This is a genomic window from Micromonospora sp. KC213 (assembly GCF_004348325.1).
Lineage (GTDB): Bacteria > Actinomycetota > Actinomycetes > Mycobacteriales > Micromonosporaceae > Micromonospora.
The window spans coordinates 1-306 of record NZ_SMKF01000363.1 but is presented as its reverse complement, the minus strand read 5'-3'; the positions used below and the strand labels follow the sequence as shown (position 1 = coordinate 306).

1 pseudogene is annotated in these 306 nt (G+C 67.0%); it reads left to right on the top strand.

The annotated features are described in order from the left end of the window. Positions 1 to 306, top strand: a pseudogene (locus E1166_RS30655) (AMP-binding protein); the annotation flags it as partial.

Below are 306 nucleotides of genomic sequence, written 5' to 3'. Positions count from 1 at the left end.
GTTGTGGATCGGGGGGGCGGGGGTTGCGCGGGGTTACCTGAACCGGCCGGGTTTGACGGCGGAGCGGTTTGTGGCTGATCCCTTCAGTGGGGTTGCGGGTGCTCGGGTGTATCGGACGGGCGATCTTGTGCGGTGGATGGCGGACGGGAATCTGGAGTTCCTGGGTCGCAACGACGATCAGGTGAAGATCCGCGGTTTCCGGATAGAGCCGGGCGAGATCGAGGCGCAGTTGACGGCGCACGCCGACGTGCGCGAGGCGCTGGTTGTGGCGCGCGAGGACACACCAGGCGACAAACGCCTCGTCGC